The organism is Pseudomonas sp. GW821-FHT02H06 (assembly GCF_059421525.1).
On sequence record NZ_JBWKVD010000013.1, the window covers coordinates 114,635 to 133,793 of the forward strand.

Sequence of the window (19,159 nt, forward strand, 5' to 3'; positions counted from 1 at the left end):
TTAGAAGCGAAGCGGAAATAGCCGGAAGTCGTCCGGTTGGAAATCAGTCTAGGACATGTCACGGATAAAGACCGATGAGGCTTTGACCGGACATGTCCCGAGAAAGTCAGGCGGCGACTGGCTTTTCGCTGAGCTTGTCGGCCAGTCGCACAAACGCCGCCAGATCCAGCTGCTCCGGACGCAGGCTGCCATCAACGCCGGCTTCGGTGATTTCTTCGCTGGTCAGCAGGGCTTTCAGCGTATTGCGCAGGGTCTTGCGGCGCTGGTTGAAGGCCTCACGGACGACGCGCTCAAGCACGCGGTGATCCTTGGCCGGGTGCGGCAGGGTTTCATGGGGCACCAGACGAACGATGGCGGAATCCACTTTCGGCGGCGGATTGAACGCGCCCGGACCAACGTTGAACAGATGCTCCACGCGGCAGTGGTACTGAACCATGATCGACAGCCGTCCCCAATCACCGCCGCCAGGACCCGCCGCCAGACGCTCGACCACTTCTTTCTGCAGCATGAAGTGCATGTCGCGGATCAGGTAAGCGTTCTGCAGCAGATGGAAAATCAGCGGCGTCGAGATGTTGTACGGCAGGTTGCCGACGACACGGAGGCTGTTGGGTGCTGCGTTCAGGCTGGTGAAGTCGAACTTCAGCGCGTCACCCTGGTGCAGACTGAAATTCGGCTTGCTGCCGAACTGATGCATGAGAATCGGCACGAGGTCTTTGTCGAGCTCGACGACGTCCAATAGTGCGCCGCTGTTCAGCAGGCCCTCGGTCAGGGCGCCTTGTCCCGGGCCGATTTCCAGCATGCGGTCCTCGGTCTTGGCCCGAATGGAGCGCAGGATCTTGTCGATCACGCCGGCATCGTGCAGGAAGTTCTGGCCAAAACGCTTGCGCGCCTTGTGTTGGAATTGCTCGTTCATGAATGGGTCTCGGCCATCTGATAGGCGGTTTCCAGAGCGACCCTGAGGCTGCCGGTGTCAATCTTGCCGGTGCCCGCCAGATCCAGCGCCGTGCCGTGATCGACGGAGGTGCGAATGATCGGCAGGCCCAGCGTGATGTTGACGGCGGCGCCGAAGCCTTTGTACTTCAGCACGGGCAGGCCCTGGTCGTGGTACATCGCCAGCACTGCGTCGCAGTGCTCCAGATATTTGGGGGTGAAGAGCGTGTCGGCAGGCAGCGGGCCATGTAAATCCAGGCCCTCGCTGCGCAGACGCGCCAGGGTAGGTTCAATGATGTCGATTTCTTCGCGGCCCAGGTGACCGCTCTCGCCGGCATGGGGGTTCAGGCCACAGACCAGAATCCGCGGGCGGGCGATACCGAATTTGTTGACCAGATCCGCGTGCAGGATGCGCGTCACGCGCTCCAGCCGTTCAGCGGTGATCGCGTCGGCGACGTCACGCAGGGGCAGGTGAGTGGTCACCAGCGCCACCCGCAGATCACCGGTTGCCAGCATCATCACCACCTGTTCGGTGTGGGTCAGCTCGGCAAGAAATTCAGTGTGCCCGGAGAACGCGATGCCACTGTCGTTGATCACGCCCTTGTGCACCGGCGCTGTGATCATGCCGCCGAAGTGCCCGTCCAGGCAGCCCTGGCCGGCGCGGGTTAGGGTTTCGAGCACGAAGCCGCCATTGGCTTTGTCGAGCTGGCCGGCAATGACCGGCGCCTGAACCGGGGTGTCCCAGACATACAGACTGCCAGCGGGGGCCGGGACGTCAGGCCAGGCGGCGGGTGTGACGGGGATCAAGCTGACAGCCACACCCAGCTGGACGGCCCGCTCGGTGAGCAGGTCGCAGCTGGTAATGGCAATCAGGGGATGGGGCTGGGACTGCGCGGCGAGCAGCAGGCAAAGGTCGGGACCGATGCCGGCCGGCTCGCCGGGTGTCAGGGCGAAACGCTGGGGTTTCACTTGGCCGCCTGATCAGCTCCGGGGAGCTTGATCTCGACGTAGGCTTCATCACGGATCTGACGCAGCCAGGTTTGCAGCTCTTCGTCGTACTTGCGGTTACGCAGCACAGTCATCGCCTGTTGCTCACGGGCCTGACTGGTGCTGTCAGTCGAGCGACGGCCGAGGACTTCCAGAACGTGCCAGCCGAATTGAGTCTCGAACGGCTTGGACACGACACCCTGAGGTGTCTCGTTCATGACGTCGCGGAACTCCGGAACCAGCGAACGCGGGTCAACCCAGTTCATGTCGCCGCCGTTAAGCGCCGAACCCGGGTCTTCGGAAAAGCTCTTCGCCAGTTCGCCGAAGTCTTCGCCATTCTGGATCCGGTCGTAGATCCGTTGCGCCAGCAGCTTGGTCTCGGCTGGGCTACGGATTTCGCTTGGCTTGATCAGGATGTGACGAACGTGGACTTCGTCGCGCATCTGGGTCTGAGTCTCGCCGCCGCGTTTTTCCAGCAGTTTGAGAATGATGAAACCGCCCGGTGTACGCGCAGGAGGGGTGACCTCACCCGGACGCATCGACGATAGCATGTCACCAAACGGAGGCGGCAACTGAGCGGCTTTACGCCAGCCCATGTCACCACCGTCCAGAGCACTTTCACTGGCCGAGGACGCGATCGCCATCTGCTCGAAGTTCGCACCCTGTTGCAGCTTGCCGTAGAGGTCCTTGGCTTTAGCTGCAGCGGCCTGAATTTGATCCGACGTCGCGCTGTCCGGCGTCGGGATCAAGATGTTGGCCAAGTGGAATTCTTCGGAGAACTGAGCCTTACCCAGGTCGGAAGCGAGGAAGTTCTTCACTTCCTGCTCCGAGACCTGAATACGTTCGGCAACCCGGCGCTGCCGCACACGGCTTATGATCATTTCCCGGCGGATCTGCTCACGTGCGCTGGTGTATGACAACCCGTCGTGGGTCAGCGCAGCCTTGAACTGGTCAACGCTCATGTTGTTGCGTTGAGCGATGGTTGCAACCGCCTGATTCAGTTCTTCATCGCTGATGCGAATGCCGGAGCGTTCGCCGATCTGAATCTGCAGGTTTTCCAGGATCAGACGATCCAGGACCTGAGACTCCAGCGCGCTGGCAGGCGGAACGCCCTGCCCGCGCTTGGCGATGGTTTGCTGAACCTCACGGGTGCGCTGGTCGAGCTGGCTTTGCATGACCACGTCGTTGTCGACGATGGCAACTACCTTGTCGATGGTGCGCACTTCCGCGTGCGCAACAGTACCGATAAGCAGCGCGCCCAGCATCAGCGGGCGCAGACAATCAGAAAGCTTGGTCTTCACGTTCACGATAACCTTGGATGCCTTTGTCGAGGAAGCTTTCAACTTTTTGGCCAACGACGCCGCCAAGTCCCTTCAACACGATTTGTAGGAAGACGCCGCGGTCGCCTTTTTCGTTCTGCGGTATCTCTTGAGTGGACTCGTCATAGTCGACCCAGTACCGGTTGATCAGACGCAGCTTCCAGCAGCAGTTGTCATATTCAAAACCACCAAAGGCTTCGAGGGTGCGGTCACGGTTGTAGTCGTACTGCCAGCGAGCGATGGCGCTCCACTGCGGGACCACAGGCCAGATGACCGAGAAGTCATGTTGCTGAATCTTGTAGTAGTCCTTGATGACCCTGCCATCCGGGTAGGTGTAATCCCCCCCACCGACGCTCCACTTACCGGTGGTCTGGTCATAACGAACCTGGTCGTTGCGATAGCGATAGCCGGCGTTGATGATCTTGCCGGGGTTGTCTTCAGGCTGGTAGTGAACCATCGCGCTGCCGGAGCGAGTGCTGCGGCTGTCCGGGTCCCAGTTGAAGTCCGACGTGGCACGCCAGTCGCGGTTGAAGCGGTATTCGTATTCGAGTGCGTAAGGCGACACGTCGGACTGGGCGTCCTTGCGGTCTTCGAACGCGATGCCTGGCAGTTGCACCTTGCGATCTGCGAAGTACACGGCCTGACCGACGCTGACGCGCTGACGTTCGAAGCCGTTGTCTTCGATCCAGCGGTTGGTTACGCCCAGCGACAGCTTGTTCTCGTCACCGATACGGTCGGAGCCGACGAAGCGGTTGTCGCGGAACAGCGAGGCGTAGTTGAACGTGGTTTCACCCGAGTCGAAAATCGGGATATCGGTTTGATCTTTCTCTGGCACGTAGAGGTAGTACGCACGAGGCTCCAGCGTCTGGCGGTAGTTTTTCCCGAACCAGTTGGTGTTGCGATCGAAATACAGGCCGCTGTCGACGCTGAAAATTGGCACGCTGCGGTTTTCGCTGCTGTGATAAGTCTCATCCGCCAGCAACGTGCTCTTGCCCTGCGAGTCCAGGTCCAGATCGTACTGGGTGTAAACGTACTTCAGCTTGGGCGTTACAAAACCGTAGCTGGCAGTCAGCGGCAGGCTGATGGACGGCGCCAGGTTCAGACGATCGCCGTTCGCACGAGCAAGCCCCCGGACGTTGGTGTCCAGACGCGGCGAAGTCACGTCGTCTTCGTTGGTGTAGCCACCGGTTCTCAAATCACGATCAAAGCGAACAAGCTCAGTCTCGTAGTCGAACTTGAAGCCTGCAGGCTGGAACGGCAGCGAACCATTCAGCGTGAGCTGAGGCAGGCGGCCATAAGGCGTGATCTGGGTCACGGTGGTCAGTTGATACTGCTGAGCGTTCAGCGTCGCGGTGTAGTTGTCACCACGATAGTAGACCGCGCCCTGCTGGTTCAGGTAGTCGTGGGTGCTGACGCCTTCCTGACCGCTTTTCAGGTCCTTGAAGTAGTAAGGATCGCTGACTTTGGTGTAGTCGATCTTGCTGGTCAGACGCGAATCCAGACCACTTCGATCCTGCCAGTTGATCAACCAGCGGGTGTCTTTGTAGTCCGACTGATTTTTGCGATCGTCGTTGTCGTCGTTCAGGTAAGCCGCACCGAACTGACCTTCACTGCTCTTGGTCAGGTAACGGAACTCGCCTTCCAGCAACATGCCGCGCTTGGCCATGTAGGTCGGGTACAACGTGGCGTCGTAGTTCGGCGCCAGGTTGAAGTAGTACGGAGTGAGCAACGAGAAGCCGGTGTCGCTGTCCGTGCCGATGGTCGGTGGCAGGAAGCCGGACTGGCGACGGTCGTCGATCGGGAAATAGATGTAAGGCGTGTAAAGGATCGGAATGTCATGAACGCGCAGTGTGGCGTTGGTGGCAGTACCGAAACCGGTGGCCGGGTTCAGGGTGATGTTGTTGCCCTTAACGGTCCACGCGTTACTGTTCGGTTCGCACGTGGTGTACGTGCCGTCCTTCAAGCGGATGATCGCGTTCTCGGCACGACGAGCGTACAGGGCGTTACCGCGAACGTTGTTCTTGTGCAGCACGTATTCGGCGTTGTCGACTTTGGCTTCGCCGGTGTCGAGCTGAACTTCAGCATGGTCGCCGACGATCAGGGCGCCGTTGTCGCGCAGACGGACATCGCCGTTCAGCTCGCCACGGTTCTCGGCCTGATGCAGGCTGGCTTCGTCAGCCTCGACCTGCATGCTGCCCTGACGCAGGACGACGTCGCCGGCCAGAGTCGCAACCTGTTCTTCCTGCTGATAACGGGAAGCCTTGGCACCGATGAAAGTCGGTGCGTCGCTCTTCGGCGTCTTGTCGTCCATGCCCGGACGGATCGGTTCGATGTAGGCGCCCGAGCAGTACGGACCGGTCTCGGCCAGTTGGGCTGCGGTCAGCTTCTCGCGCGGAACCCAGTCAAGGTGGCTGTAATCGGCGCTGCGCGATTTCAGGCCACGGCCCTTGGCCTCGGTGACCAGCATCGTTTTGGGCACGACTTCGCCATCGGAGGTGGTGGTCGTCTGAGCGCCATCTGCCGTGCTGCTGTTGGACGAAACACTGTTGGCGTCGTGCACGGGGCGCGGAGGCAACTGGGCTGCGTTGGTTTTCGGAGAGCAATCCCATGCACCTGTTGCAGACACCGAGCAGTCATACTGTTCGGCGGCAACCACGTACGGGACGGCCAGGGGTTGCATCGCCAGCAAACTGCCGGTTACGAGCAACGGAAATTTTTTACGAAACGCGGGGGATTTCAATGCCATCTTATTAGTCCGGGCTTCCTGCGCGCCATCTGCCCGCGGGGGGGCCGCACGCCTCTCGATGGGCTGAAAAAGATGTCGGATAATAAAGCATGACCCGCTTGACGGCTAGCGCCGTCGGAGACCCTTGCAATGCCAGATCAAGATGTACGCCTGCAACACCTGAAAGTTTGGCTCGATGAGCAGCTCCCGCGGTTATTTGAGGCCCAGGGCTGGGGCCCGATTCCCCCGGCCACGTTGACTGCCGCCAGTAGCGACGCCAGTTTCCGTCGCTACTTTCGCTGGGAGGGGGAGGGCCGAACTTTTATTGTCATGGACGCGCCGCCGCCCCAGGAAAACTGCAAACCCTTCGTGGATATCGCTCATTTATTGAGCGGGTCGGGCATTAATGTTCCGAAAATTTATGCCGAAGACCTGAATCAGGGCTTTCTTTTGTTGAATGACCTGGGTCGTCAGACCTACCTGGATGTCATCGACGAGCAAAACGCCGATCGGCTGTTCATGGACGCAATCGACGCACTGCTCGCCTACCAGCAACTGCCGATGGACGCGCCGTTGCCGAGTTACGACGTGGCACTGCTGCGCCGCGAGCTGGAGCTGTTTCCCGAGTGGTACGTGAAGCGTCATCTGGGCGTCGAGTTTGACCAGGCCCAGCAGGCCAGTTGGCAGGCAGTCAGCGATCTGCTGATCGAAAGCGCGCTGGCCCAGCCAAAGGTGCTGGTGCACCGTGACTACATGCCGCGCAACCTGATGCTCAGTGAACCGAACCCTGGCGTGCTGGATTTTCAGGACGCGGTGTACGGCCCGGTCACCTACGACATCACCTGCCTGTTCAAGGATGCTTTCCTGAGTTGGCCGGAGGAGCGCGTAGCGGCATGGCTCGAGCTGTACTGGAACAAGGCTGCGGCGGCGGGCATCCCGGTGCAGGGCGAATTCGATGAATTCCGGCGTGCCAGCGATTTGATGGGCGTGCAGCGGCATTTGAAGGTGATCGGTATTTTCGCCCGCATCTGCCATCGTGATGGCAAGCCACGCTACGTCGCCGATGTGCCGCGCTTCTTATCTTATATAGAAGCGGTGTTGGCGCGACGCCCGGAGCTGGTTGAACTGAGTAATCTGTTGACCAGCCTTGGCCATACAAAACCGACACAGGCAAAACCAGCATCTGTTGTGTAACGGAATGGACTGCAATTGAAGAGGGACTGCACGTGAAGATTGTCTTGATGAGGGCCGCATGAAAGCGATGATTCTGGCGGCGGGTAAAGGCGAGCGCCTGCGCCCGTTGACCCTGCACACGCCCAAACCGCTGGTGCGAGCCGGCGGTGTTCCACTGATTGAATATCACCTGCGCGCAATCAAATCGGCCGGATTCGAGAGCGTTGTGATCAACCACGCGTGGTTGGGCCAGCAGATCGAAGATCATCTGGGCGACGGTCACCAGTGGGGTCTGAATATCTCCTACTCCCCTGAGGGCGAACCGCTGGAGACGGGCGGCGGGATCTTTCGTGCGCTGCCGCTTCTGGGCGACGAGCCGTTTCTGGTGGTCAACGGAGACATCTGGGTCGATTTCGATTTCAGCGTGTTGATGAAGCCGCTCAAGGGGCTCGCCCATCTGGTGCTGGTGGACAACCCACCGCATCACCCCGGCGGGGATTTCGCGCTGGTCGACGGGCACGTGCACGACGATGCTGATCAGCCGCGCCTGACCTACAGCGGTATCGCGGTGCTGCACCCGCAACTCTTCGCGGGCTGCACCGAAGGCGCGTTCAAGCTGGCGCCTCTGTTGCGTGACGCCATGGCGAAAGGCCTGGTGACCGGCGAACGTTTTGCCGGCCGCTGGGTGGATGTCGGTACCCATGAGCGACTGGCCGAAGTCGAGCAGATCCTTGCGGTGAAGCCCTAGATGCTGTGGCCATTCACGGTGGTTGGCGGTGGCGTCGGGTATCTGATTGCCAGCATTCCCGGCGCCATGCTCGGCGCGCTTCTGGGGCAGGCGCTTGATCGGCGGCTGCATTTCCGGAGCTGGGCGGAGATGCGCGAGCGTGCCAATGGCCGCACCGTGCCGCGCGACGACGAGCTTATTTTCATTCTGCTGGGGCGTCTGGCGAAGAGCGATGGCCGTGTGGTCGACGGGCACATTCAGCAGGCGCGCGTGGAAATGCGCCGACTGGACCTCAGCGAGGCGGCGCAGCGTCGGGCGATTCAGGCGTTCAATCGGGGCAAGGACGGGCGCGACAATTTGCGCGTCCACCTCACGCGCCTGAAAAGCCAGCCCCATGCGGCAGAGGGTTTGTTGCGTGCCTGTTGGCGCATGGCGTGGGCGGATGGCAGGGCGTCGCGCACCGAACGTGAATTGATTGTGCTGTGGGGCAAATGGCTGGGCTGGCCGGCGGGCAAAGTCGAAGGCTTGTCATCGACCGAAGACGAGCAGCGTTCGCGGGGTGCTCCCGCCAGCAGTGGCGGCGAGTTTCAGGATGCGCTGCGTTTGCTGGGCGTGAAAGCGGATGCGGAACCAGCGCAGATCAAGCGCGCCTACCGTCGATTGCTCAGTCGCCATCACCCGGACAAGATCGCTGGCAGTGGCGCCAATCAGATACAGGTTCGTGATGCCACCGAGAAGACCCGCGAGCTGCACCACGCCTATGCGGTCATTCGTGATCGGCGCGGGTTTCGCTGAGGCTTTGGGTCTGGATGCTGCCCGCAGCATGGGCAGCGTCGAAGGCGGTAATGGTTACTTTGCGGCGTCACCCTCCAGCCAACCCCGAACGCGACGAAACAATTGATCTTGCTCCATCGCGGGATTGCCGGGAATGGCGCTCAACGCCACTTGGGTGAACCTGGCGTTCTTGTTTCGTTTGCTGGCATCCAGGCGGTCTTGTGCCTGCTGACGCGGCACCGAACGGTCCTTGTTGACGAAGTCGGCCGTCGGGACTTTCAGCGTGGGCAGCAGCTCCATCAGCGACGGCGTTTCCTTGCCGGTGTCCACGGCCGTGACCATGACCAGGCGTTGAACGGCTGGCGAGGGCCGCTCGCTCATGTAACGCGCCGCCCAATACGCGCCGCTGCCGTGACCGAGGAGGACGATGCTCCGGGCTTTGTTCTGCTGGGCGAACGCCACGGCGCTGTCGATCCGGGTAAAGATTTTCTCGGCGCTGGCCTTGGCCATCTCGGCTTGGGCAGCTGCCTGTTCGGCGGCCGCTGCGGCCTCCGCTTCAGCAGTGGCTGCAGGATCCGGTGCCTTGACCGGCGCGTCCTTGGGTTTATCACCCGTAGAGGCCGCAGCCGGAGCATCCGCCGCGCGCGCGAATACGCCGTCATTGTGAGCGTCCGGCATGCTCAGACTGAGGCTGGACCACCCGACGTCCGGCAACTTGCGGCGCAACGGTGCCACCGCAGTCGGCCAGTCTGCTGACTCATCGGCCCCCGGCACGATGATCACCGCGCCTTTGGGCTCGTCGACATTCGCCGGTTTCCACAACGCCAGAAAAGCCTCGTCGCCCGCCTGCAACTGCTGCTGCTCGGCTTGCGGCACCTGACGCTCCAGCGCCAGGGTGTCTTCTTGAGTACGCGACGGCAGTGCCGCCCGCTCGACCGGCGCTTCAGCAGGCTTGGCGTCTTTATCGGGCGCCGGGTCAGCAGCCATTACAAGCGGCGAGCAAGGTAGTATCAGCGTCAGGCACAGCGCAGGAAATAGTGCGCGAAGGGTGTAGGACATCGAGTATTCCAAAGGCCGGAAACAATTCCGGCAGACTAATGGGTTGACGGCGGTTTGTCAGGCCAGGCAATCGCCGCGCCTCAGCGAGCGACAGGCACAGAGCATGATCGGCATGGGATTCAGGGAAATGGAGACGACAGTTTGAGAATCCGTGCGCTGTGCCTTCGGGTTATCGGCGATACCCGCGCGCTCTTGATCGGCCTGATGCTGATCGCGTTGCCAATGTCGCACTACGCCGTCGCCTCGCCCATGCAGGCCGACCCCTTGAGCCGCGAGCAGCGTGACTGGCTGACCCAGCGCGGGCAATTGCGTGTGGGGCTCGTCCTTCAAACGCCTTACGCCCAGCTCGATCGTCGTGCGCAGCAGTTGTCCGGCGCTAACGTCGACCTCATCAATCTCATGGCAAAGACCCTTCAGGTGGAGCTGCTGTGGCGCAGTTATGCCGATCAGGCCGAGCTCGAAAAAGCCTTGGCCGACGGCCAGATCGACTTCGCGCCGGGCCTGACCCAGACGCCCGCCGGCTTGCGCCTGTGGCTGTATTCCGATCCGTACATGCGCGTTCCGCAACTGATCGTTGGCGAACGTGACGGCGCCGGCGTGGTGGATCTGGAGAAGCTCGACGGCCAGGTGCGCGTCACTGTGCGCATGCCCAGCGCCACCGCTGACTACCTGCGCAGCAATTACACCCATCTCAATCTGCAAGGCGTGCCGCTGGAGCGTCAGGCGTTGCAGCTCTTGCTCAGTCAGCAGGCGCGATACGCCGTGATCGATGAGGCGCAACTCAGCCGTCTGTCCCGCGAAGCCGAGTTTGCCGGGCTCGCCGTGGTTGGCGACATTGGCTTCCCGCAGCTGCTGCGCGTGGCCTCCCGACGTGACACGCCGCAGCTCGCCGAGATTATCAGCCAGGCATTGAGCGCCATTCCGGCCCGGGATCTCGAACAACTGCATACGCAGTGGCTCCAGCCCAAATACCCGCAGATCAGTGAATCGCCGGGGCTGTGGAAGAACATCGCGCTGCTGCTGTTGGTCCTGCTCCTCGCCTGCGCGGCGATTGTTTACTGGCAGCGCAAACAACAGCAGCAACTGGAGAAACAATTACTCGCCGCCCGGGATGACATCGCCAGGCGTCTGGCAGGGGAGGAGGCATTGCGGCTGGCGCAGTTCTCCATCGATCAGAGCACCGTCGGCATTCTCTGGGTCAATTGGGATAGCCACGTGCGCTACGCCAATCAGGCCGCCGAAACCATGTTGGGTTATGCGCCGGGTGGAGTGGTGGACCGGCCGCTGATTGCTTTCGAGCCGGGGCTGAACATGGATCGCTGGCTCAATCTGTGGAAAACCGCACGCTCCAGCGAGGAAGGGCCGCAGAACTACGAAAGCAATTGCGTGCGCGCCGATGGCAGCATTCTGCCTGCCGATGTGTCGCTGAGCTTCCTGCGTTTTCGCGACGCCGAGTACCTGGTGGTGTTCATCACCGACGTGACCGAACGACGCCGGTCCCTCGCCGCGTTGCAGGAGAGCGAGGCGCGCCTGCAGGTGCTGGCCGAGCAGTTGCGCGAGCTGTCGGCTCACCTGGAAACCGTGCGCGAAGAAGAAAAGGCCCGAATCGCCCGGGAAGTTCACGACGAGCTGGGTCAGATGCTGACCGTGCTCAAGCTGGAAACGTCCATGTGTGAACTGGCCTACGCCGATCTTGACCCTGGCCTGCGTGATCGGTTGAACAGCATGAAGCGCCTGATTGCGCAGTTGTTCCAGTTAGTGCGGGACGTGGCGACCGCGCTGCGGCCACCGATTCTCGATGCAGGCATTGCGTCGGCCATTGAATGGCAGGCCCGGCGCTTCGAGGCACGCACCCAGATTCCGTGTCTGGTGCAGGTGCCGGACAACTTGCCCAGCCTGCCGGACGCAACGGCCATCGGGCTGTTCCGCATTCTTCAGGAGTCGCTGACCAACGTCATGCGCCATGCCGAAGCGCACACGGTCGAGCTGAGCCTGACGCTGAGCGATGGCGTGCTGTGCATGCGCATCGCCGACGACGGCAAGGGTTTCGATCAGCACGCAGAACGTCCGGCGTCGTTCGGCCTGGTGGGCATGCGCGAGCGGGTTCTGATCATGGGCGGGCAATTGCATCTGGACACCTTGCCCGGAGAAGGCACAACCTTGCGCATCCACATTCCGCTGGACCCGGTCGCTGAGGAGCACGTGCATTGATTCGCGTATTGGTTGCCGAAGACCACACGATTGTCCGCGAGGGCATCAAACAGCTGATCGGCCTGGCGAAGGATCTGCAAGTGGTCGGAGAGGCCAGCAATGGCGAGCAGTTGCTGGAGGCTCTGCGCCACATACCGTGCGAGGTGGTGCTGCTGGATATTTCCATGCCGGGGGTCAATGGCCTGGAGGCGATCCCGAGAATTCGCGCGCTGAACAATCCGCCCGCGATTCTGGTGCTGTCGATGCACGATGAAGCGCAAATGGCCGCGCGGGCCTTGAAGGTCGGCGCCGCCGGCTACGCGACCAAGGACAGCGACCCCGCGTTGCTGCTGACGGCGATCCGGCGGGTGGCTGCGGGCGGGCGTTATATCGACCCGGACCTGGCCGATCGCATGGTGTTTGAGGTCGGTCTGACGGACAGCCGGCCGTTGCACTCATTGTTGTCCGAGCGCGAGTTCTCGGTGTTCGAGCGCCTGGCCCAGGGCGCGAACGTCAACGACATCGCCCAGCAACTGGCGCTGAGCAGCAAGACCATCAGCACCCACAAGGCGCGCCTGATGCAGAAGCTGAAAATCAATTCGCTGGCCGAGCTGGTGAAGTATGCGATGGAGCACAAGTTGGTTTGATTGCGTGTCTAAAAACGACTTCCTGTGGTGCTTCGTAAAACGCTATCGCGAGCAAGCTCACTCCTACAGGTTATTGCGATCCCCTGTAGGAGTGAGCTTGCTCGCGAAGAAGCCAGACCAGGCCATAAATAACTTCCGGGCGACATACCTATCCCCGCCATCCCTGTAGGGCAATCCCTACCCGAAACCTTCCACCCCACCTAGGTCATTCTCTCTCACGCCCCGATTTGCGCGGCCTTCAGGCTCATCTATGTTTGATCCCTACGGTGGATCAAACAAAGGTGTGGGCAATGAGCAACGTCGATTCAAGCGCTGGGGCGAGTGATGTTCTGGTCAGCTTTCGCGGTGTGCAAAAGAGCTACGACGGCGAAGCCCTGATCGTCAAAGACCTCAACCTGGATATTTGCAAAGGCGAATTCCTCACCCTGCTCGGGCCGTCCGGCTCCGGCAAAACCACTAGCCTGATGATGCTCGCCGGGTTCGAGACGCCAACCGCCGGCGAGATCCTGCTGGCCGGCCGCTCGATCAACAATGTGCCGCCGCACAAGCGCGACATCGGCATGGTGTTCCAGAACTACGCGCTGTTCCCGCACATGACGGTCGCCGAGAACCTCGCGTTCCCGCTGTCGGTGCGCGGCATGAGCAAGACCGACGTCGCCGAAAAGGTCAAACGTGCCCTCGACATGGTGCAGCTCGGCACCTTCGCCCATCGCTACCCCGCGCAGTTGTCGGGTGGTCAGCAACAACGTGTCGCGCTGGCCCGCGCGTTGGTCTTCGAACCGCAGCTGGTACTGATGGACGAACCCCTCGGTGCGCTCGACAAGCAACTGCGCGAACACATGCAGATGGAAATCAAGCACCTGCACCAGCGCCTGGGCGTGACCGTCGTCTACGTCACCCACGATCAGGGCGAAGCGCTGACCATGTCTGACCGCGTCGCGGTATTCCATCAGGGCGAAATCCAGCAGATCGCCCCGCCGCGCACCCTCTACGAAGAACCGAAAAACACCTTCGTCGCCAACTTCATCGGCGAGAACAACCGCATCAACGGCACCTTGCTCAGCCAGAGCGGCGACCGTTGTGTAGTGGGCCTGGCACGCGGCGAAAAAGTCGAAGCGCTGGCGATCAACGTCGGCGCCACCGGCAGCCCGGTCACGCTCTCTATTCGTCCCGAGCGCGTAAACCTCAACGGCCGCAGCGAGAGTTGCGTCAACCGCTTCTCCGGCCGTGTTGCCGAATTCATCTACCTGGGCGACCACGTGCGAGTGCGCCTGGAAGTGGCCGGTAAAACCGATTTCTTCGTCAAGCAGCCCATCGCCGAGCTGGATCCGGCGCTGAGCGTTGGCGATGTCGTGCCCATTGGATGGCAGGTCGAGCACGCGCGCGCGCTGGACCCGTTGCTGGATGCACATTGATACACCCGCGTTACGCGTCAACCGAAGAACCCAGAGGCGAGCCAAATCGCCCCATCGCTTAACCAACATTGTTCGTGGAGAGAAAAACTGATGCTCAAGACATTGAAGCTCACCGCCTTATCGGTCGGCATGATGTGCGCGGCGCAAGCCATGGCAGCGGACCTGACGGTCATTTCCTTCGGTGGCGCGAACAAGGCGGCCCAGGAAAAGGCCTTCTATGCGCCGTGGGAAAAAGCCGGCAACGGCAAGATCATCGCTGGCGAATACAACGGTGAGATGGCCAAGGTCAAAGCCATGGTCGACACCAAGAGCGTGACCTGGGACCTGGTGGAGGTGGAATCGCCAGAGCTGTCCCGTGGCTGTGACGAAGACATGTTCGAGTCGCTGGCCTCGGTCGATCTCGGCAACAAGGACAACTACGTCAAGGGCGCCATTTCTGAGTGCGGCGTAGGCTTCTTCGTCTGGTCCACCGTGCTGGCCTACAACGCCGACAAGCTGAAATCCGCACCAACCGGTTGGGCTGATTTCTGGGACACCGAGAAATTCCCGGGCAAACGTGGCCTGCGCAAGGGCGCCAAATACACCCTGGAATTCGCCCTGATGGCCGACGGCGTTGCGCCGAAAGACGTCTACAAAGTGCTGGCGACCAAGGAAGGCCAGGACCGCGCCTTCAAGATGCTCGACAAGCTCAAGCCAAGCATTCAGTGGTGGGAAGCGGGCGCACAGCCGCCTCAATATCTGCAATCGGGCGACGTCGTGATGAGCTCGGCCTACAACGGTCGCATCGCTGCCGTGCAGAAAGAGAGCAACCTGAAAGTGGTCTGGACCGGCGGCGTGTATGACTTCGACGCATGGGCCATTCCGAAGGGCGCAAAAAACGCCGAAGAAGCGAAGAAGTTCATCGCTTACTCCCTCAAGCCAGAGCAGCAGAAGACCTATTCCGAAAACATCGCCTACGGCCCGGCCAATACTGGCGCGGTCCCATTGCTGAGCGCTGACACCCTGAAAAACATGCCGACCACCCCTGAGAACATCAAGGATCAGGTGCAGATCGACGTGAAATTCTGGGCCGACTTCGGTGAGTCGCTGGAACAGCGCTTCAACTCTTGGGCCGCCAAATAAGAGCACTGCCCAGTAAGCGCTTCGTTGTGAGTTAGATCCGGGTGCGTCGTCTGACCTGTCTGAAAGCAGGGCAGAGGACGCGCTCTTTGTTCAAAGATTTCGGAGTTCACTATGGCCATCGCCGTGCCCCTGACTGAAGGCGCCAGCCCGACCCTGAAGCAACGCCTGGCCCGTGCCGAGCGCGTCAATCGCTGGAAGGCTCAGGCGTTGATCGCGCCATTGGTGATCTTCCTGTTGCTGGTGTTTCTCGTGCCGATCGCGGCACTGCTCTACAAAAGCGTCAGCAACCCGGAAGTGGTGGGTGGCATGCCGCTCACTGTGGTCGAAGTGGCGAAATGGGACGGCAAGGGGCTGCCGCCGGACGCGGTGTACAAAGCCGCGAGCCAGGACCTGGCCGAAGCGCGCAAGAATCAGACCCTGGGCGATTTGTCCAAACGCTTGAACCAGGAGTTGGCGGGCTACCGCAGCTTGTTGGCGAAAACCGCCCGCGCCATGCCCTTCAAGGAAGAGCCGGCCTCTTATAAGGAAGCGCTGGAAGCCGTCGATGAACGCTGGGGCGATCCTGCGTATTGGCAGGCGATCCGCCGCAACACCTCAAGCTTTACCCCCTATTACTTGCTGGCCGCTGTCGACCATCGCATTGATGACCTCGGTGAAGTGGCGCCCGCGACGCCCGATCAGGCGATTTACATCGACATCTTCGCCCGCACTTTCTGGATGGGCCTGGTGATCACCGTGATCTGCCTGCTGCTGGCGTATCCGCTGGCGTACCTGTTGGCCAATCTGCCTGCGCGGCAGAGCAACCTGTTAATGATTCTGGTCCTGCTGCCCTTCTGGACGTCGATCCTGGTGCGCGTCGCCGCCTGGATTGTGTTGCTGCAATCGAGCGGCCTGATCAACGGCGCGCTGATGGCCATGGGCATCATCGATAAACCGCTGGAATTGGTGTTCAACCGGGTCGGCGTTTACATCTCGATGGTGCACATCATGCTGCCGTTCATGATCCTGCCCATCTACAGCGTGATGAAAGGCATCTCGCCGACCTACATGCGCGCCGCGATCTCCCTGGGCTGCAACCCGTTCGCGAGTTTCTGGCGCGTGTATTTCCCGCAGACCTACGCCGGTGTCGGCGCGGGCTGTCTGTTGGTGTTCATTCTCGCCATCGGTTACTACATCACCCCGGCGCTGCTGGGCAGCCCGAACGATCAGATGGTCAGTTATTTTGTGGCGTTCTACACCAACACCAGCATCAACTGGGGCATGGCGACGGCGCTGGGCGGGTTGTTGCTGCTGGCGACCGTCGTGCTGTACCTGATCTATAACTGGCTGGTCGGCGCCAGCCGCCTGCGTCTGAGCTGAGGAGAACGACCATGTTGAGCCCTTATTCCTCGCCCATCGAGCGGGTCTGGCATTACACGCTGCGCACGCTGTGCGGGTTGATTCTGCTGTTTCTAGTGCTGCCGGTGCTGGTGATCGTGCCGCTGTCGTTTAACTCCGGCAGCTTTCTGGTCTACCCGCTGCAGGGGTTTTCTCTGCACTGGTATCAGGACTTTTTCGGCTCGGCAGAGTGGATGCGCGCCCTGAAGAACAGCCTGATCGTCGCGCCAGCCGCCACGGTGCTGGCGATGGGGTTCGGGACGTTGGCGGCCATCGGTCTGACGCGCAGCAACTTCCCCGGCAAGGCGCTGGTAATGGCGCTGGTTATTTCGCCGATGGTGGTGCCGGTGGTGATTGTCGGGGTGGCGAGCTACCTGTTTTTTGCGCCGCTGGGGCTGGGCAACAGCTATATCTCGCTGATCCTGGTGCACGCCGTGCTGGGTGTGCCGTTCGTGATCATTACGGTGTCGGCCACGTTGCAGGGCTTCAATTACAACTTGGTGCGCGCAGCGGCGAGTCTGGGCGCTTCGCCCACCACAGCGTTTCGGCGTGTGACCCTGCCGCTGATTGCACCGGGTGTGATCTCCGGGGCGCTGTTCGCCTTCGCGACCTCGTTCGATGAAGTGGTGGTCACGCTGTTTCTAGCAGGCCCGGGCCAGGCGACCTTGCCCCGGCAGATGTTCAGCGGCATCCGCGAAAACCTCAGCCCGACGATTGCCGCCGCCGCCACCTTGCTCATCGGCTTCTCAGTGGTGCTGCTGCTGGTGCTGGAATGGCTGCGTGGTCGCAGCGAGAAACTGCGCACGGCGGTGGAATGATCAATCCCCGCCGCAGGAACTGACCGGGCCGCGAATGGTAGGACCGGTTTTAGCCGAAAATGCGTCGGGTGCCGCGCCGCAAAATTGATAGCGCACACAAGGGCCTCTTCCCGGCTGAAGCCGGTCCTACACATGCACCGCATGCTTTTTGTGGGACCGGCTTTAGCCGGGAAGGCGGCCTGCGTCACACTGCAAAATGGACGGTGTACACGCGGGCCTCTTCCCGGCTAAAGCCGGTCCCACAAATGCCATCTAACTCCCCCGCTTCACCGCAAAACTGACGCATCCCACGATCCGGTCTATGTTTCACTCACCGCATGCTGACCCTGCCTTGTAAAAGAGCCACGTCTCCAACAACAACGTAAAGGACGAGCCCGATGAGTGTTTCTGCCTTCAAAATCGCCAACAAACTGATCACCGGCCCGGCTGCCATCGAGCAGTTGTCGGCCGAGCTGACCCGGCTCAACGTTCAAAACCCGCTGATCGTCACCGACGCAATCCTGGTCAAATCCGGAACGGTAGATCTCGCGCTAGCCCAATTGGGCGGCCGTCGGTATGGCTTGTTTGATCAGGTCAAACCCGAGCCAGAAATCTCTATCGTTGAAGACTGCACCCGGGCCTACCGGGACGGCGGTCACGACGGCCTGATCGGCGTGGGCGGCGGCAGTGCTATCGACATCGCCAAAGGCGTCGCCGCGTTCGCCAGCCACGAAGGGCCGCTGGCCGGGTTATTCGGGGTTGATCTGGTCAAGCGCAAAGGCCCGCCACTGATTGCCATCCCGACCACCGCGGGCACCGGTTCGGAAGTCACCAACGTGGCGATCTTTTCGGACAAACAGGCTCAGCTGAAAAAAGGCATCGTCAGCGATTATCTGTTGCCCGACGTCGCGCTGGTCAGCCCGTTGATGACCCTGACCTGTCCGCGCAGCGTTACGGCAGCCAGCGGAGTCGATGCCCTGGTGCACGCCATCGAGGCATACCTTTCGGTGAATGCTTCGCCGATCACCGACGCTATCGCGTTGGGCGCCATCAAGCTGATCGTCAAAGCGCTGCCCAAGGCCTACGCCAATCCGTCCAGCTTGCAAGCGCGAGAAGACATGGCCACCGCCAGTCTCATGGCCGGCATGGCGTTCGGCAATGCCGGGGTTGGCGCGGTGCATGCGCTGGCGTATCCGCTGGGAGGGCGTTTCAACATCGCTCACGGCGTCAGCAACGCACTGCTGCTGCCCTACGTGATGGAATGGAACAAACTGGCCTGCGTCGAACGGATGCGCGACATTGCCGACGCGATGGGCGTCCGCGTCGCACATTTAGGCGACAGGGACGCCGCCGATCTGGCCGTGAAAGCCATGGCCGACTTGTGCGCAGCGGTGGAAATCCCGTCTGGCCTGCGCAGCTTCAATGTGCCCGAAGACGCCATTTCCGCGATGGCTGAGGAGGCCAGCAAGATCGATCGCCTCATGCGCAACAACCCGCGGAAACTGACCGCCGCCGACATCGAGAAAATCTACCGCGCGGCCTATTGATCCGGCTGGCCAGGCCAGGAACGTCAACCGCGACGACGGGCCAGCAACCAGCCGACGGTCAGCGTCAGGCCGGCGAGCACCATTAGCGTGGTACGTGGCCGTTGCTGGGTGAAGGTCGCCACTTCGTCCAGCAGATCGCCGTAACGTTCCTGCAGCTCACCCGCCGCTTGACGCGCCTTGCCTTCCATTTGGGTGCGCTCGTCACCGGTCAGGTTGCCGAAGACGTCTTGGGCCTTGCCGGCGGCTTGTTCCAGAACGCCTTTCACTTGTTCGCTTTTCATATCTTGGCTCCAGGAAATGAGTATCAGTGATGAATATCTCGCTGACCCAGACGGGGCAGCCACACTGATAGCGTAGAGCCCGGGCATCA

General features: G+C 61.2%; 16 protein-coding genes. 10 read left to right on the forward strand and 6 right to left on the reverse strand.

The features are described 5' to 3' along the window. Window positions 1–106: 106 nt before the first annotated feature. The 4 genes from rsmA to AC07VF_RS19995 are packed head-to-tail and all read right to left on the reverse strand — an operon-like array spanning window position 107 to window position 5,982. Complete coding sequence (gene rsmA, locus AC07VF_RS19980) at window positions 107–913, reverse strand: 16S rRNA (adenine(1518)-N(6)/adenine(1519)-N(6))-dimethyltransferase RsmA (RefSeq protein ID WP_423573484.1); 807 nt, start codon at window positions 911–913, stop codon at window positions 107–109. Continuing rightward, entirely contained in the window at window positions 910–1,899 is a 990-nt protein-coding gene (gene pdxA / locus AC07VF_RS19985) for a 4-hydroxythreonine-4-phosphate dehydrogenase PdxA (RefSeq protein ID WP_495009419.1), read from the reverse strand. Before pdxA ends, rsmA begins: the two co-directional genes overlap by 4 nt. Further along, a complete protein-coding gene (locus AC07VF_RS19990) occupies window positions 1,896–3,218 on the reverse strand; it encodes a peptidylprolyl isomerase (RefSeq protein ID WP_192173103.1) in 1,323 nt (440 codons plus the stop codon). The genes pdxA and AC07VF_RS19990 overlap by 4 nt, the downstream gene beginning before the upstream one ends. Continuing rightward, window positions 3,199–5,982 carry an LPS-assembly protein LptD gene (locus tag AC07VF_RS19995; protein ID WP_495009420.1) on the reverse strand — a complete coding sequence of 928 codons (2,784 nt, stop codon included), beginning with the start codon at window positions 5,980–5,982 and terminating at the stop codon, window positions 3,199–3,201. The genes AC07VF_RS19990 and AC07VF_RS19995 overlap by 20 nt, the downstream gene beginning before the upstream one ends. Window positions 5,983–6,111: 129 nt before the next feature. On the opposite strand from AC07VF_RS19995, the gene AC07VF_RS20000 reads away from it, so the two are divergent. Genes AC07VF_RS20000 through AC07VF_RS20010 form a run of 3 tightly spaced genes read left to right on the forward strand, consistent with a single transcriptional unit; the run spans window position 6,112 to window position 8,656 of the window. After that, a complete protein-coding gene (locus AC07VF_RS20000) occupies window positions 6,112–7,155 on the forward strand; it encodes an aminoglycoside phosphotransferase family protein (protein WP_495009421.1) in 1,044 nt (347 codons plus the stop codon). Window positions 7,156–7,213: 58 nt separating this feature from the next. After that, window positions 7,214–7,882 carry an N-acetylmuramate alpha-1-phosphate uridylyltransferase MurU gene (gene murU, locus AC07VF_RS20005; RefSeq protein ID WP_463584528.1) on the forward strand — a complete coding sequence of 223 codons (669 nt, stop codon included), beginning with the start codon at window positions 7,214–7,216 and terminating at the stop codon, window positions 7,880–7,882. Next, window positions 7,883–8,656, forward strand: coding sequence for a DnaJ domain-containing protein (locus tag AC07VF_RS20010; protein WP_495009422.1), 774 nt, complete (start codon window positions 7,883–7,885; stop codon window positions 8,654–8,656). Between the two features lie 54 nt (window positions 8,657–8,710). On the opposite strand, the gene AC07VF_RS20015 is transcribed toward AC07VF_RS20010, so the two are convergent. After that, on the reverse strand, window positions 8,711–9,694 hold the full coding sequence (locus tag AC07VF_RS20015; protein WP_495009423.1) for an alpha/beta hydrolase family protein: 984 nt from the start codon (window positions 9,692–9,694) through the stop codon (window positions 8,711–8,713). Between the two features lie 222 nt (window positions 9,695–9,916). Here AC07VF_RS20015 and AC07VF_RS20020 point away from each other — a divergent pair, with 222 nt between their 5' ends. From AC07VF_RS20020 to AC07VF_RS20050, 7 genes are all read left to right on the forward strand, one after another. Further along, a complete protein-coding gene (locus AC07VF_RS20020) occupies window positions 9,917–11,905 on the forward strand; it encodes a PAS domain-containing sensor histidine kinase (protein ID WP_495009427.1) in 1,989 nt (662 codons plus the stop codon). Beyond that, the gene (locus AC07VF_RS20025; protein ID WP_122536572.1) at window positions 11,902–12,531 is read left to right on the forward strand and encodes a response regulator; all 630 of its coding nucleotides are present in this window, start codon (window positions 11,902–11,904) and stop codon (window positions 12,529–12,531) included. The genes AC07VF_RS20020 and AC07VF_RS20025 overlap by 4 nt, the downstream gene beginning before the upstream one ends. Window positions 12,532–12,821: 290 nt before the next feature. Continuing rightward, a complete protein-coding gene (locus AC07VF_RS20030) occupies window positions 12,822–13,946 on the forward strand; it encodes an ABC transporter ATP-binding protein (protein WP_192173097.1) in 1,125 nt (374 codons plus the stop codon). 90 nt (window positions 13,947–14,036) lie between these two features. Further along, window positions 14,037–15,068, forward strand: a complete 1,032-nt coding sequence (locus tag AC07VF_RS20035) for a polyamine ABC transporter substrate-binding protein (RefSeq protein ID WP_108121131.1) — start codon at window positions 14,037–14,039, stop codon at window positions 15,066–15,068. A gap of 111 nt (window positions 15,069–15,179) precedes the next feature. Beyond that, a complete protein-coding gene (locus AC07VF_RS20040; RefSeq protein WP_192173096.1) occupies window positions 15,180–16,427 on the forward strand; it encodes an ABC transporter permease in 1,248 nt (415 codons plus the stop codon). Window positions 16,428–16,438: 11 nt separating this feature from the next. Beyond that, a complete protein-coding gene (locus tag AC07VF_RS20045; protein ID WP_065991348.1) occupies window positions 16,439–17,263 on the forward strand; it encodes an ABC transporter permease in 825 nt (274 codons plus the stop codon). Window positions 17,264–17,640: 377 nt separating this feature from the next. Beyond that, entirely contained in the window at window positions 17,641–18,789 is a 1,149-nt protein-coding gene (locus tag AC07VF_RS20050) for an iron-containing alcohol dehydrogenase (RefSeq protein ID WP_192173095.1), read from the forward strand. 23 nt (window positions 18,790–18,812) lie between these two features. Here AC07VF_RS20050 and AC07VF_RS20055 read toward each other — a convergent pair whose 3' ends face one another. Next, on the reverse strand, window positions 18,813–19,070 hold the full coding sequence (locus AC07VF_RS20055; protein ID WP_122536577.1) for a CsbD family protein: 258 nt from the start codon (window positions 19,068–19,070) through the stop codon (window positions 18,813–18,815). Window positions 19,071–19,159: the final 89 nt, after the last annotated feature.